The sequence below is a fragment of the Alcanivorax profundi genome, assembly GCF_003597125.1.
Taxonomy (GTDB): domain Bacteria; phylum Pseudomonadota; class Gammaproteobacteria; order Pseudomonadales; family Alcanivoracaceae; genus Alcanivorax; species Alcanivorax profundi.
In genome coordinates this window covers 45,609-59,783 of record NZ_QYYA01000004.1, presented here as the reverse complement: position 1 = coordinate 59,783, position 14,175 = coordinate 45,609, and the positions used below count along the sequence as shown (strand labels likewise).

Genomic DNA, 14,175 nt, shown 5'->3' with positions numbered 1-14,175 from the left:
GTCGCTTCCTGTTAAATACAAACAGCATCAGTCTGGACCGCCTTCAGTGTTGCGTTTGCGGCTCGGTTTCGTGTATCCCAGGTAGCGGATTGTCGAAACGTTTCAGGTATTCCTTGCCAATCTCAACTGCGCCTACGTTGTTCAGGTGGCTTTCGTCACGATAGAGTGGAATGCCGTTGAGGACAGTCTGGCAGCGTTGCTCGTCACACAGAACTTTGCGGGGATTGGTCCAGAGAATCTCTGGATGCTGTGCCCTGGCAGCTTCTTTAAAGCGATAGAAATTGATCAGGTTTTGCTCGACTTCTGTCGCATCAATCGTGCAGTCATCCATGTTCTTGAGCAGGCACTCCGCATAGGACGAAGAGGGCAGTTCGGGGACATCTTCCAAGATCACCACGGTATGGCCTTGGTCGATTAGCCAGTTCAGGGTGCGCAGGAAGTGTTGCTGATACGCCTCATTTCTCAAATAGGAGTTCCACCATGCGCCAAGAAACACCGTCATGGGCGGGTGTTGCTCCAGATACTCTGTCAGCGCGTGATTGCGGGCCACTTGGGTGGGGTCGCGTGCTTGTACCTTTTCGGCGATGGGGGTTGGCAGGAAGGGGGTGGATGCGCGGGTTACCATCAACAGGGAATACCCCTTGCCTTCGATCAGTTGTTCGACAAAACCGATTTGGGCAATACCGTGGGAGTCCCCGATCAGCATGCTGTTGGGCTTGCCGTCCTTTGCGGGAGCCCCGAAAAGGCAGGCGTTGCCGGTGTTGAACTCCACCGGGTCCCCTTTGAAGCAGCGCTTGTACAGGTCTGCGGGGTTGTTGTTGGCGATGATGGTATAGAGTTCGCGGCGTTCTTCAGGGATCCGGAAGCTCAGGTCGTCGGCAATGCGGATGGTGGACTGAATCGCCCAGATGGCAATAAGCGGGCCAAGCACAAACACCATAAAGGACTTCTTCAGGCTCCAGGGCCGGTGTCGATAGCGATTCTCCACGTAGCGGTAGCTCAGCCACGAGACCACGACCACGCCTGCCAAAAGTGCGATGCGATTCCAGGCGGTCAGCTCCACCAACTGGTAATGCATGAGTGCGACTGGCGGCCAGTGCCACAGGTAAAGAGAGTACGAAATGCCGCCGAGAAAGACCATCACTGGCAGGCTCAGCAGTCGTCCGGCCACCGTGCCCGGTTGATGAAGGCCCGCGTAGATCACAAGGGCGGTGCCCAGTGTAGGCCACAGGGCATTATAACCGGGGAAGTGATCATGTTTGGTGAGCAACAGGGCGGTGGCAATGATCATGGCCAGTCCTGCCAGGGACAGGCTCTCCGCTGCCGTGCGGGATAAGCGGGGTAGCCGGTTGGCAAACAGGGCAACGCCGGTGCCGAGCATGAATTCGAATAGCCGCGCAGGCAGCAGGTAGTAGGCCGCGGCTGGCCAGCGGCTGGCCAGGTAGACCGACAGGGCAAAAGTTAGCAGCAGGGTTATTCGGAACGGCCAGTGACCCGAGCGGCCTTTGCCAAAACGGTAGGCCAGGTAGAGCGTTAATGGCCAGATCAGATAGAACTGTTCTTCCACCGCCAGTGACCAGGTATGCAGCAGCGACAATGAGCGGGTTTCTGGGGCGAAATACTGCGTCAGCTCGGTGAAATAGTAGAGGTTGCTGATGCCGATCAGTGATGACAGCCAGCTCTTGGCAAAAATGTAATAGGCGTCACCGATGTAAAACGGTGAAATCATCAGAAAGGTGACGGTGGAGACCAGCAGAAAGACGGGAACGAGCCGGCGAATACGGCGTGCATAAAAGTCTGCAAAGCGGAAGGTTCCCTTGGCAAAAGCACGTTCCAGCAGCTGGGTAATCACAAACCCGGAGATGACAAAGAAGACGTCGACACCGATAAAGCCGCCCGTGATACCTGGCACTTCGAAGTGATAGAGAATGACCAGAATCACGGCCAGCGCGCGCAAGCCCTCAATGTCGGCGCGGTAGCCCGGTTTGCTGTTAACCATGATGTCCCCGACAGACAGATAAAGCGGGGAGAATATAGGGGCTTAGCAGGTGGGACAAGACTGGCGCCGGATTGCCAACAACAGGCTCGCCAGCAGGATCGTGGCGGGAAGGCTGCCGCCGCTGCCACTGCTGCCGCTGGAGCGACTGGCCGGCGGATCATTGAAGCTGAGGGTTAATGAAGTGCTGGTATCCCCATTGGGAACATCGCTCTCATCGATGTGTCCGGTTAGCGACAGGTTGCGGGACTGGCGATCGTCTGAAGCAAAGTCCAGGGACATGGTCTGCACTGAGTCCGCTGATACATTTCCCACGGGGCAGAGTACCGGGGTGGTGCCGGTGCAGCCAAGGATTTCCCTGTTGGTCAATGTCAGGCTGGGGGGCAGGTTGAAACGGATTTCGGCGTTGCTGGCGTTGTTAAACGGCGACCGGTTGCTCAGGGTGACGGTGACACGCGCCTGGCTGGCGCTGCTCAGGGTCTGGCTGGCGCCAAGGGTGATGTCCGGGTTACTGGAAAACACCACTGTTTGTGCCAGCTGATTGTTCTGGCGACGAAATTCTTCCTCGTCAGCTCGCCCTTGCACGGTAACGGTGACCACCTGATCGGGGCCATTGTTACCTGAGATCAGCAGTGACTGCAGAAGGCTGCCGTTCAAAGATGGCGTTGGAGTGCAGCGGTTACCTGGCAGGGTTGAGTTGCAGCCTTGCCACTGTGCCGAGGCGGTTGTTCTACCGGACAGGGCAACATCGAGAGTAGGGTTGGTCGCGCGATTCTCTGCGCTGTCTACCTGGATTTGAAGCGTGACGTCATCCGCCGGCAGGGAATAGAGTCGGTCTGCGGGAGAGCCACTCCAGGACAGTGCGAGGTCCACCAGAGGTAGTCCCGCTGCTGCGGTGAGGGCTTCGATTTCATCTGTTTCGGCTGCCAGATGGGTATACCCAGCCGGTGATCCTGTTGCGCACTCTTCTTCGCCAAAGCTGGTGAGGCCGACCAATCTCGGCGACGGATCACGCCCCAGAAACAGCGGGCCGCCGCTGTCACCGAAGCAGCTGTCCTGATTGTTGCCATTTACCGGGTTCAGTTCGGCCGCACATATGACGAAGTCCGCAATGCTCAACGGGCTCAGGTTACGGCATTGCGAACGGGGAAGGTAATCGAGCTGAACTTCCTGCAGCGTGGCGCTCAAGCCGCTGCCTGTTTCTCCCCATCCCAGAGCAGTAACGGCTTCATCGCGTTCACTGAAGGGCGCGGTTTCCAGGGAATTAGAGGTGGCCAGGGTGATGATGCTTGGCCATTCGGTATTGCTTGTTTCGGGGATCTGGATCAGGGCAAGGTCGTACTCCAGATTCTGGTACTGTGAATGCACAAACAGTTTTTCTGCCTGGGTGCCGCTTTCCGGGACATTATTTCGAACGGTGTTGCCGATAAACACATAAACATTGCTGGGGGCTGCGGGCGCACCATTGCTGTATTCCAGGCAGTGCGCTGCGGTCAGGACCCAGCGGGTGCTGATCTGGCTGGCTCCGCACAGCAGATAACCGCTGCTCAAGGTCGGATCCTTGATGGCAACCTGGGTCATCCATGGCCACCGGGTGGGGGGGGCGTCGGAGCCTCCGACAATCCGCGGTGTGGCAGTCTGGCTGCTGGCGGCATGGCAGGCCACCAGCAACAGGAAGCAGAGAGCGATACGGGGATGCAGCATTATGGAACCCGGCAATTTTCTTGCAGTGTAAACCGTTTGCCTTCCCTGGGCTGTGAAGAGGTGTGTTCTTTTGTTCGTTCGCCGATCAGTGCATCGGTGCTGCATGGGCCAGCCAGTGATCGTCATCTTCACGGGTACGGGCCATGGTGCTCTGCAGGTGGCCAAGGGCCTGTTCCAGTGCCGCATCGCCATCGGTCAGGGTCATTACGGCGGCCCGCAGGCCGGGGTGGCGGTCGCGCAGGTCATTGAGCAGTTGTTCGGCGGCGGCCGTGGCGGTGCAGGGCAGCAGCAGGGCCAGATGGGTGTCATCGTAGCGGGCCGCCACATCGCTGCGGCGAATGCGTTGGGCTACCCGGTCAGCAAGTAACGGCAAATCGTGATGTTCTACCAGTGCCAGCGTCAGGGGCGATGAAATTCGGTCGTGCAGGGGCACCAACCAACCGGCAGTGCTGACCAGCGCTTCTCGGCTGATAAAGTCCGTATCCGGGTCTCGCCAGGTGGCTTCCAGGGCCGCGCGGGCGAGCACCTGATTGCGCCAGATCATCAAGCCGAAATACAGCATGCAGGCGGTGAGTGCCGCGACCAGAAACAGGCTGGCGGAGCTGTCAGCCACAGGGGCATAACTCAATCGAATTGGCAGCACGATGGCCAGCACCACTTCGGCGCCCAGCAGCATGATGAGAAACCGTTTCAGGCCATGCAGCATGCCATTACTGAGTACCGCGACGAACAGCAAGGCCATGGTGGGCGGTGGATTGCCGGCGTCAAACAGCATCACGATTCCGAGCGTGACAAGGTCCAGTGCAGACGAAAATGCATCGGCATTGGCGGGACGCCAGAACAGCAGAATCAACTGGATGCCCACGTAGGCAATAAACAGCAACCAGGGCGTAGCCTTGGGTGCGCTGAAAAAGAATTGCTCGGTGTTGTGAAAATAAATCACGGCCAGGGTGGCAAACAGTCCACGGGCCAGATACTGCATCAGCAATACGCCCTGGTCAGAAGTAAAGCGGCTGTTTGTACTCATTATGGGGGTCCCTGTGTCTGAGGCGCCTATGTTGCGATAGCCGGGCGCCGGAATAAAGATGCCCACACGGGTAATCTTGTTAAAACTGGTATATTCATTTTATTGATCGTCATTGCCTGGGATTCGGAGAGCCAGATAACGTTGTGTGCGGTAAACACCGCTGCCGGAATAGTATGGGAGGCCATGTGGACCACAGTGTGAATGCACCATTACGGGACAATGTTCGTTTGCTGGGCGACCTGCTGGGTGAGTGCCTGCGACAGCAGGCGGGCGATGGCCTGTTCGACACCATTGAGCAGATCCGCCAGGCCTCTGTGGCCACACGCAGTGAGAGTGGCGCACCGTTGACGTCCCTTCGGGACCTGCTCTCGCCACTGGATGATGACACCCTGCTGGAAGTGGCCCGAGCGTTTAGCCAGTTCCTCAATCTCAGCAACATTGCCGAGCAGCACCACCGTGAACGACTGCATCGTCAGCACCAGCGCTACCCGGGTGATCCGGGAGGTGACCAGGGGCTGCGTGATGTGCTGGAGCGCCTGACCCAGCAGCAGATCCCGGCCGAGACCCTTACCGATACCCTGCGAAGCTTGTCTGTGGAGCTGGTGCTCACGGCACACCCCACTGAAGTGACCCGTCGCACCCTGATCCGTAAATACGATCAAATCGCGGACCTGTTGGGCGAGCTGGATCGTGCAGATCTTAATGATGAAGAGCGCGCGACCCTGCGAGCACGCCTGCGCCGGGTGATTCTGGCGGCCTGGACAACGGATGAGATTCGCCGCGAAAAGCCGACCCCCGTGGATGAAGCCAAATGGGGCTTCGCCACCATTGAACAGTCTCTGTGGCAGGCGGTGCCAGACATGGTCCGCCAGCTTGAGCGTCAACTGATGGAGCAAGGGCTGCCGCAACCGCCGGCAGACTGGGCGCCGGTGAAGCTGGCGTCGTGGATGGGAGGCGATCGCGACGGCAACCCCAATGTGACTGCGACGGTGACCCGTGAGGTCTTGCTGCTGGCCCGCTGGATGGCGGCTGATCTCTACTTGCGGGATATCGAAGAGCTGCTGGCGGATCTGTCCATGGAGATGGCCAGTGATGAGTTGCTGTCGGTGACGGGCCCGAGTCATGAGCCCTACCGTGTGTTGCTGCGCGATGTGCGTAGTCGCCTGAAGCTGACTCGTCGCCAGCTCGAGGCCCGCATTGAAAATCAGCCAGTAGCGGATGGCGATGGCTACACTCATCGTGAGCAGCTGCTGTCTCCGTTGCTGCTGATAGACCGTTCGCTGCGGGAAACCGGGCTGGCCGATATTGCCGATGGCGATCTGAAAAATACCCTGCGGCGCCTGAACTGTTTCGGCATTACCCTGCTGCGGCTGGATATCCGCCAGGAATCGACCCGCCACCGGGATGCGTTGGATGCGATTACCCGTTATCTGGAGTTGGGCCGTTACGGCGAGTGGGACGAGTCTCGTCGGCAGGCCTTTCTGGTCGAGGAGTTGCAGGCGCGCCGGCCGTTGGTGGATGCCGCGTTCCGCACTGCGGATGAGTGTACCCCGGAAGTGCGGGAAGTCCTCGATACCTGCCAGGTGATTGCCGAGCAGGGCAGTGAAGGGCTCGGTGCCTATGTGATTTCCATGGCCACCACGCCCTCGGATGTGCTGGCGGTCATGCTGTTGCAGAAGATCGCAGGCGTGCGTGAGCCCATGCGAGTGGTGCCGCTGTTCGAGACGCTGGATGATCTGGAAGGCGCGGAGGCTTCCATGCGCGCGCTGCTGGCCATGCCGTTCTACCGGGAGCGTGTGGCCAGTGGGCAGGAGGTCATGATCGGGTATTCCGATTCGGCCAAGGATGCCGGCTTTCTCGGCGCGGCCTGGGCACAGTACCGGGCCCAGGAAGCCCTGACTGCCTTGTTCGCCGAGCACCAGATTCCGCTCACCCTGTTCCATGGCCGTGGGGGCTCTATCTCCCGCGGTGGTTCCCCCACTCGCATGGCGTTGTTGTCCCAGCCGCCGGGATCGGTGGCTGGCCGTATCCGGGTGACCGAGCAGGGGGAAGTGATTCGTTTCAAGTACGGTCGTCCGGCGGTGGCGGTGTTCAATCTGTCCCAGTATGTGGCGGCCACCCTGGAGGCAACATTGTTGCCACCCCGCGCGCCCAAGCCACAATGGCGTGAACAGATGCAGATTCTTACCGACGTGTCGGTGACGGGGTATCGCTCAGTGGTCAAAGAGGAGCCGGAGCTGGTGCGATACCTGCGTACCGTTACCCCCGAAACCGAGCTGTCACGGCTGGCGCTGGGCAGCCGTCCGGCGCGTCGCAAGAAAGATGCGGGGATTGGTTCCTTGCGCGCCATTCCCTGGGTCTTTGCCTGGACCCAGATTCGGCTGATGCTGCCAGCCTGGCTGGGCACTGGTGCGGCACTGGAAGCGGCCCATGAGGATCCCGGGCAAAGTGCTCTGGTGCGGGAGATGGCAGAGCACTGGCCGTTTTTCCAGGGCGTGGTGGATATGCTGGAGATGGTGCTCGCCAAGGCCGACCTGAACGTGGCGGCCTGGTATGAGCAGCGTCTGGCTGGTGGAGATGCCGGGCTGGAGGCGCTGGGGCAATCCCTGCGGGAAAGACTGACCGGCGCGGTCGGGGCGCTGAGCGCCCTGACCGGGCGAGAAGATCTGCTGGATAATAATCCGGTGATGCGTTGGTCCATCCGGGTGCGTGATCCCTACACCGACCCGCTGCATTTGCTGCAGGCCGAACTCATGGCCCGTTTGCGGGAGCAGGACGGTGATGAAACCCTGGAAAGTGCCTTGATGGTCACCATTGCCGGTATTGCTGCCGGGTTGCGTAACACCGGGTAGTGGATCTGGCAAAGCCGGCCAGCAGCCTGCCCGGTGTTTGCTAGTCGCAGGCGTTCAGGGTGGGGGTTTTCATCATCAGACCGGCTTGCTGGTAGGCCTGCTGAAGGCGGCCTTCCTTTTCCAGAATCGATAGCCCGCGATCCAGCGCTTGTCGCAATTTTTCTGCCTCAGGCCACTGTTGCGAGATGGCAAAATGGCGGCTCCCCGGCAGGCATAGCATGCCGCCCGGCACGGGGGCGAGCCTGATGGCATCGACCGTCAAATGCTGGCGGTCGTGTTGCAGTGGGGGGGCCAATAACAGGTCTGCGCGACCATGGTTCACCCAACGGACCATAGTTTTCCAGTGATTGGCTTCCAGCAACTCGGCATGGGGTAATGTCTTAAGCAGCTGCCAGTCGGTGTCCCATTGGCTGGAACTGACGATCCGAAACTCTGACAACTGCTGGAGGCGGGTGAGGGGGGGGATGCCGGCCACCGGTTCGCGACCATACAGCTGTGCCAGATTGCTGCCGACGGGAAGCACGGCGCGGCTGGCTGTGAGTCCGGGTGTCGCTTCGATATCCTTCAGCCAGAGGCTGGTGGCCGCCGCGGGAAGTTTGCCGTGGGACAGCTCAAGCAAGGTCCGTTGGTAACTGTTGATGATTTCCCATTGCGGGGCGTGGGCATAACCGGCGGCGATCAGGGCCTGTTGAAACAGGGCCACCTCCACCACATCGCGCCGTAAACAGGGACCGCGATAATCAGAGATGGTGGCAAGCGTGCGTTTCCCCAGCCAGCATTCATAATCCCGGTAGACATCCGCAGGCACTGCAAGGGGCAGGGGTACCGGGTCTGCCGCCAGAGGGGCGCACAGCACCAGCAGCAGGAGCCAGCCGAGGCGCATCAGGACCGCTCCAGCCGGGCATGACTGCCATCACAGATTTCCCCGCGCTTGCTGTGCTTGCAACCGCAGAAGAATACGATCTGATCGCGGCGGGCAGTGAAGGTCACCGGGACAAAGTCGGTGCCCCGGTGGCTGCCATCACACCAGGGCTGGCTCTGGCTCAACCCGCAGGCACACCACTGCACGGTTTCCCCTTTTTTCACTTCCATGGGAAAGGGTAACCGCGCTGCAATCACCGCTTTTTTCATCCTTTATTCCCTCGTCATCCCTGGTGCACACACCCGGAAGGCCTGTTCTCACCCAACCGTGAACGCGGCCCCGATGCGTTGCGGCATTGCCATGGGCTTTCCGCGCAGCGATTCACTGTTAGTTGCCTTTCCCCTTGTCTTGGAAATGTCACGCTAATGTCACTGCGTTGCCACCGGGGTTGGTGACACTGGCCGAAACTGCCAGTGGAGTACGCCATGCTTGCGCAAGCCGCAGGAAAGATCAAAGCACTGAGCCCCCAACTCAAGGGAGCCCTGGTTAAACCGTTTGCCGCGACAGCGGATATTCTGCGTTTCCCCCGTGAGTTGAATGAGGCGGAAAACCAGAGCCGCTTTGTGGCCTACTTTACGCGCTCTCGCCGAGAAATTCTTAAAGTGCAGCGCATGCGCTACCGTATTTTCTCTCAGGAGTATGGGGCCAGTTTCAGTGCCCCGTTTGGTCTGGACCGGGACCGCTATGACAAGCATTGCCTGCATCTGGTGGTAAAAGATACCCGCAATGCTGAGATCGTTGGCTACACCCGGGTGCTGCCAGGGGACCGCCTGAACCGGACGGGCGGTTTTTACTCCAGCGGCGAATTTGATCTGTCCATGTTGCGGCATCTGGAGGGGCGCCTGGCCGAGATCGGCCGCACCTGTATTCATCCTGAGCATCGCAGCGGAGCCGTGATCACCGTGCTGTGGGCCCGGCTGGCCCAGTACATGATCGAGAATGATGTCCGTTACCTGCTCGGCTGTGCCAGTATCGCGCTGAGCGAAGGGTACAACGTGGCCGGGGTACAGCAGCGGATTAACGAGAAGCACCTGAGCGCTGGCCAGCACCGTGTGATTCCCCATTTACGGTTGCACAAATTGCCCGGTGACAGCACGGAAACCAATGCCAAAATGCCGCCGCTACTTAAAGCCTATATGCGCATGGGGGCGCAAATCTGTGGTGAGCCCTGCTGGGACCCGGATTTCAATTGTCTGGATTTCTTCGTGCTGATGGATGTGAACGATCTGCCCGCCCGTTACGTTCAGCATTTCATGCAGCCTGCCCAGGCCGTATAACGTGGTTAACGGATGCCCCGAATGAATGAAATGAGCGAGAGCGTCAGCGTTAATGCGCCTGCGCAAGGCCGCAGTTGGCCCCAACTTCGCCGTGTGTGGCGGGTGTTGCGCATCGTCGTTCATCTACTGTGGGGATTTGTGCTGGCGTTTGTGCTGGGCGCATTCTGGTGGCCTCAACGGCCCGCGGTACTGGCCGCCAAACAGCGTTGGTGTCAGCGTTTTGTGCGTATTCTCGGGGTGCGCCTCACGGTGACGGGTGAGCCGTTGGGGCGCCCGGTTTTCCTGGTCAGCAACCATGTCTCGTGGCTGGATATTCCGGTGATTGCCAGTCAGCGGCACCTGTACTTTTTGTCCAAGGCAGAAGTGGGCGACTGGCCGCTGATCGGTCATCTTGCCCGGGCCGTTGGCACCTTGTTTATCCAGCGCGGTAGTGGCGAGTCGGGTCGCAAGGCGGGTGAAATCGCCGGCCGGCTGCAGTTGGGGCATACCGTGTTGGTGTTCCCGGAAGGCACCACCACCGACGGCACCGGGTTGCGCCGTTTCTTTCCCCAGCTGTTTGACGCTCCGCTACAGGCAAAGGTGCCGGTGCAGCCGCTGGCGATTCGGTACCTAGATAGCATGGGCGCCCCGGACCGGGCCATGGCGTTCATTGGTGACGATGAATTTCATCATCACCTGTGGGCCATGCTATTGCGACGGGAGATTCGCGTGCGGCTGCATTTCTGCGCGCCGTTGACGGAGCACGGAGACCGCAAGGCACTGTGTGAGCAAGCGCGTGTTCGTATCGCGGAGCAATTGTCCCACTGACAAGAGGCTTCGCTTGCAGGCAGCTCCCACATTGGATTCTTGCCATTGCTGAGCAGGGAGCGGCCGTCCGAGCGCGATACTCCTTCATTCGCGGTGAAACCACCGTCCCCACAGTTCCCCCTTGTGTGAGCATGCTTGCAAAATAGGCAGAGCGGTCACCGGTGTGCCGGTGTGAAGCTTGTGCGGAGTGTTTGTTGTAGTATTGGCGCATCGAAATTTCAGGAACGCCTCTCCCATGACCCGCGCCAGCGAACTCAAGAAATCCGACGTTATCGAAGTCAACGGCACCCTCTATGCCATTCGCCAGATCGAGGTGCAGTCCCCGTCTGCCCGTGGGGCTGCCACCTTGTACCGTGTGAAGGCCAGTGCAGTGGGGGGCGGGCCCAAGTTCGAAGAACGTTTCAAGGGTGATGAGGATGTGACCACGGTAGAGTTGTTGCGTCGTCCCGTGCAGTTTTCCTATGTGGATGGCGAAGATTACATCTTCATGGACAACGAGGACTTTTCCCAATACTTGCTCAAGCAGGATGACATCAGTGACGAGTTGGCCTTTATCACCGAAGACACGGAAGGGGTACTGGCCCTGAAGGTGGACGATGCGGTTATCGGGCTCGAATTGCCGGCGTCAGTGGTGCTGGAAGTCACCGAAACGGCCCCGGCCATGAAAGCGGCGTCAGCGTCGGCCCGGACCAAGCCGGCTACCCTCAACACTGGCCTGGTAGTGCAGGTGCCTGAGTACATTGTGGAAGGCGAAAAGGTGCGGGTGAATACCGCCGAACGCAAGTTCATGTCACGGGCCTGATGCGACGCGGCCACCGTTTTTTTCTTCTCTGTTTGCTGGCCTGGCTGTTGGCCGGTTGCCAACTGGGTTATTACCGCCAGGCGATCGCTGGGCATTGGTCATTGATGAGCCAGCGCGAGCCGGTGAACTCGGTGCTGGCGGACCCTGACACACCGCCGGCGGTGGCGCGCCAACTGCAATTCAGTCAACAGGTGGTGAACTGGGCGGGGAACCACCTGGATTTGCCGGCCGAGGATGTCTACCACCAGTATGTGTCGCTGGAGCAGGAGGCGGTGGTCTGGAATGTGCTGGCCGCGCCGGGCTGGTCACTGACCCCCAAAACCTGGTGTTACCCGCTGGTAGGGTGTGTCAGCTACCGGGGCTACTTTGACCGCGAGCGGGCAGACCGTGAGGCGGCGGCGCTCCAGGACGAAGGGTTTGATACCTGGGTAGGCGGTGCGATTGCCTATTCTACGCTGGGCTGGTTTGCTGACCCGCTGACCACCCCGATGATTCAGCGCTCCCGGCCCTCCCTGGCTGAGCTGCTGATTCATGAGCTGGTCCATCGCCGGATCTATATCAAGGGTGACACCCGCTTTAACGAATCTCTGGCCACCATGGTGGGGCGAGAGGGAGCGGTGCAATATTTTGCTTTCATAAAGGCGCCGCTGCCTGACGATTATTGGCCTCAACGGGATCGGGCAAAGGCGGCGTTTCTGGCCATTATCGGCGATGCCCGTGAGGCGCTGGACGAGCTGTATACCCGTGAGCGTGACGAACAGAAACTGGCCGCCGGAAAGGCCCGTATCCAGCAGCAGGCTCGGCAGCGCTTCGCGGCAGACCGTGAGCGCATTGAGGGCCTGAAAGGCTACCAGCGTTTTTTCGACGGGCCGTTGAACAATGCCCAGCTTAACGGTGTCAGTGATTACAATGCCTATGTGCCGGCCTTTGCCCGGCTGTTTTCGCAGTGCCAGCAGCAGTGGGACTGTTTCTGGCAGCAGGTGGATAACCTGGCTGACCTGAACCCGACACAACGCAAACAGGCCCTGGAGGGGCTGGCATGGAATTGATTCGTACACCCCAGCCTGAGCTGGCAGACCTGATCGAACGCACCCTGACGCGCAATGGTTTTCAGGTGGAGCGTCATGAAGCTGATGAGCAATGTGTGCTGGTGATCCCGGACCCCGGGCAGTACCCCCATGCCCGTCAGCTTACCGAAGAGTTGATCGCGGATCTCAAGCGAGGCCAGGGACGCCAGCCGCTGGAGCCCCTGACCGGGCAGCCCCAGCCATTGCTGTCCGGCGGTTGGCTGGCCAGCATGGGCTGGGTGACCAAAACCGGTCTGGTGCTGTGCGTGGCCATTTTCCTGACCCCGTATCTGCTCGGCGACGGGGTGTACCGTGCCCTGTTGTTCCCTTCGTCCCTGGAAGGGCTGGCCAGCCAGCCCTGGCGCCTGATTACCCCCATGCTGCTGCACTTTTCCATTCTGCATATCATTTTCAACCTGTTGTGGTGGGCAGATCTGGGGCGATTGATTGAGCGTCACCAGTCTTCGGCCCAGCTGTTACTGGTGACCCTGGTGACGGCAGGGATCTCCAATGTGGCGCAATTCCTTCACAGTGGGCCCCTGTTCGGCGGGCTGTCTGGAGTGGTGTATGGGTTGCTGGGTTACCTGTGGATTTACGGGCGCCTCAACCCGGGCGCCGGCTATGCCCTGCGCCGGGAAATCGTCCTGTTCATGCTGGCGTGGATGGTGATCTGCTTTGTGGGGCTGTCGTCTGTGGTGGCCAACGCCGCCCATTTGGCCGGGCTGGTCAGTGGCTGCCTGTTGGGTGGCATTTTTGGCCTGATGGCACGGGGAAAGAGCCATGCGCGTGTTTGAGTTAGCCCCGGTGGGCTGCTATAAAGACAGCCAAAACAATCGGTCACAATAATGAAAGGATACCGGCGACCTATGCAGTGGCGCTTCCTCCCCGGGTTGGTCCCTTCACTTTTTTGCGTAGCGATACTTGCGCTACAGGGCTGCTCTCTGGCCCGAGTCGATGACAACCTGCCTTACGGGGTACTCAACAACAATGATCTGCAGCTGGTCGAGGACGGCCTGCCGACCTACCTGTTGATGGTCGATGGGCTGATCGAAAACTGGCCGGACAGCGAATCCTTGCTGGCCAGCGGTGCGGACCTTTATGGCGCCTATGCCGGCCTGTTTGTGGAAGATCCGACCCGTGCCCGCAAGCTGAGTAACAAGGCCCTGAATTATGCTTTCCGGGCGGCCTGTGCCCACGATGGGGATTATTGCGATCTGCGCAGCCTCAGCGTGCCGGAATACGAGGCCCTGTTGGCCGAGGCAGGCAAGGGCGATGTGCCTGTCCTGTTTACCCTGGGTGGAGCCTGGGCCGGCTATATCCAGCAGAATACCAGCGACTGGAACGCTGTAGCCGAACTGGGCCGTGTCGAAGCCACCATGAAGCGTGTGACCGAGCTGGAAGAAGGCTACCAGTACGGTCAGGCACACATGTACCTGGGCGTGCTTAACAGCATTCTGCCGGCCTCGCTGGGCGGCAAGCCTGAGGTGGCCAAAGCCCATTTCGAGCAGGCCATGAGCCTGTCGGAAGGCAAGAATCTGCTGGCGCCAGTGCTCTATGCTGAAAAGTATGCCCGCCTGGTATTCGACCGCGAATTGCATGACCGCCTTCTCAAGGCGGTGCTGGAGGCCGACCCGAACGTTCATGGCCTGACCCTGCAAAATACCTACGCGCAGGAGCAGGCCAAGGCCCTGCTTGCCGACGCCGATGACTATTTCTAGGAG

Annotated in this window: 12 protein-coding genes; 7 read left to right on the top strand and 5 right to left on the bottom strand. The window is 59.8% G+C overall.

What is annotated here, in order from left to right; genetic code table 11:
• Window positions 1–43 precede the first annotated feature (43 nt).
• The 3 genes from D4A39_RS12940 to D4A39_RS12930 form a co-directional block, all read right to left on the bottom strand.
• Window positions 44–1,999, bottom strand: coding sequence for an acyltransferase family protein (locus D4A39_RS12940; RefSeq protein ID WP_022984043.1), 1,956 nt, complete (start codon window positions 1,997–1,999; stop codon window positions 44–46).
• Window positions 2,000–2,041: 42 nt separating this feature from the next.
• Complete coding sequence (locus D4A39_RS12935) at window positions 2,042–3,700, bottom strand: S1 family peptidase (RefSeq protein ID WP_158586940.1); 1,659 nt, start codon at window positions 3,698–3,700, stop codon at window positions 2,042–2,044.
• A gap of 85 nt (window positions 3,701–3,785) precedes the next feature.
• Window positions 3,786–4,727 (bottom strand): nucleotidyl cyclase domain-containing protein, encoded by a 942-nt coding sequence (locus D4A39_RS12930; protein WP_022984041.1) that lies wholly within the window; start codon window positions 4,725–4,727, stop codon window positions 3,786–3,788.
• A 185-nt stretch (window positions 4,728–4,912) separates the two neighbouring features.
• Between D4A39_RS12930 and ppc the strand changes: the two genes are divergently transcribed.
• A complete protein-coding gene (gene ppc, locus D4A39_RS12925; protein WP_119918411.1) occupies window positions 4,913–7,579 on the top strand; it encodes a phosphoenolpyruvate carboxylase in 2,667 nt (888 codons plus the stop codon).
• Window positions 7,580–7,619: 40 nt separating this feature from the next.
• Here the strand turns inward: ppc and D4A39_RS12920 are convergent, their stop codons facing one another.
• Together D4A39_RS12920 and D4A39_RS12915 are read right to left on the bottom strand one after the other, a co-directional pair.
• Window positions 7,620–8,462 carry a transporter substrate-binding domain-containing protein gene (locus tag D4A39_RS12920; protein ID WP_022984039.1) on the bottom strand — a complete coding sequence of 281 codons (843 nt, stop codon included), beginning with the start codon at window positions 8,460–8,462 and terminating at the stop codon, window positions 7,620–7,622.
• Window positions 8,462–8,710 carry a CDGSH iron-sulfur domain-containing protein gene (locus D4A39_RS12915; protein ID WP_119918294.1) on the bottom strand — a complete coding sequence of 83 codons (249 nt, stop codon included), beginning with the start codon at window positions 8,708–8,710 and terminating at the stop codon, window positions 8,462–8,464. Before D4A39_RS12915 ends, D4A39_RS12920 begins: the two co-directional genes overlap by 1 nt.
• Window positions 8,711–8,926: 216 nt before the next feature.
• On the opposite strand from D4A39_RS12915, the gene D4A39_RS12910 reads away from it, so the two are divergent.
• The 6 genes from D4A39_RS12910 to D4A39_RS12885 all read left to right on the top strand — a co-directional run bounded on the left by D4A39_RS12910 (window position 8,927) and on the right by D4A39_RS12885 (window position 14,172).
• A complete protein-coding gene (locus D4A39_RS12910) occupies window positions 8,927–9,778 on the top strand; it encodes a GNAT family N-acetyltransferase (RefSeq protein ID WP_022984037.1) in 852 nt (283 codons plus the stop codon).
• Between the two features lie 21 nt (window positions 9,779–9,799).
• A complete protein-coding gene (locus D4A39_RS12905; protein WP_022984036.1) occupies window positions 9,800–10,585 on the top strand; it encodes a lysophospholipid acyltransferase family protein in 786 nt (261 codons plus the stop codon).
• A gap of 235 nt (window positions 10,586–10,820) precedes the next feature.
• On the top strand, window positions 10,821–11,387 hold the full coding sequence (gene efpL / locus D4A39_RS12900; protein ID WP_022984035.1) for an elongation factor P-like protein EfpL: 567 nt from the start codon (window positions 10,821–10,823) through the stop codon (window positions 11,385–11,387).
• Window positions 11,387–12,436, top strand: a complete 1,050-nt coding sequence (locus D4A39_RS12895; protein WP_119918292.1) for an aminopeptidase — start codon at window positions 11,387–11,389, stop codon at window positions 12,434–12,436. The genes efpL and D4A39_RS12895 overlap by 1 nt, the downstream gene beginning before the upstream one ends.
• Window positions 12,427–13,248: a rhomboid family intramembrane serine protease gene (locus D4A39_RS12890; protein WP_119918290.1), complete on the top strand. Its 822-nt coding sequence runs from the start codon at window positions 12,427–12,429 to the stop codon at window positions 13,246–13,248. Before D4A39_RS12895 ends, D4A39_RS12890 begins: the two co-directional genes overlap by 10 nt.
• 72 nt (window positions 13,249–13,320) lie before the next feature.
• Window positions 13,321–14,172, top strand: coding sequence for a TRAP transporter TatT component family protein (locus D4A39_RS12885; protein ID WP_022984032.1), 852 nt, complete (start codon window positions 13,321–13,323; stop codon window positions 14,170–14,172).
• The last annotated feature ends 3 nt before the right edge of the window (window positions 14,173–14,175 follow it).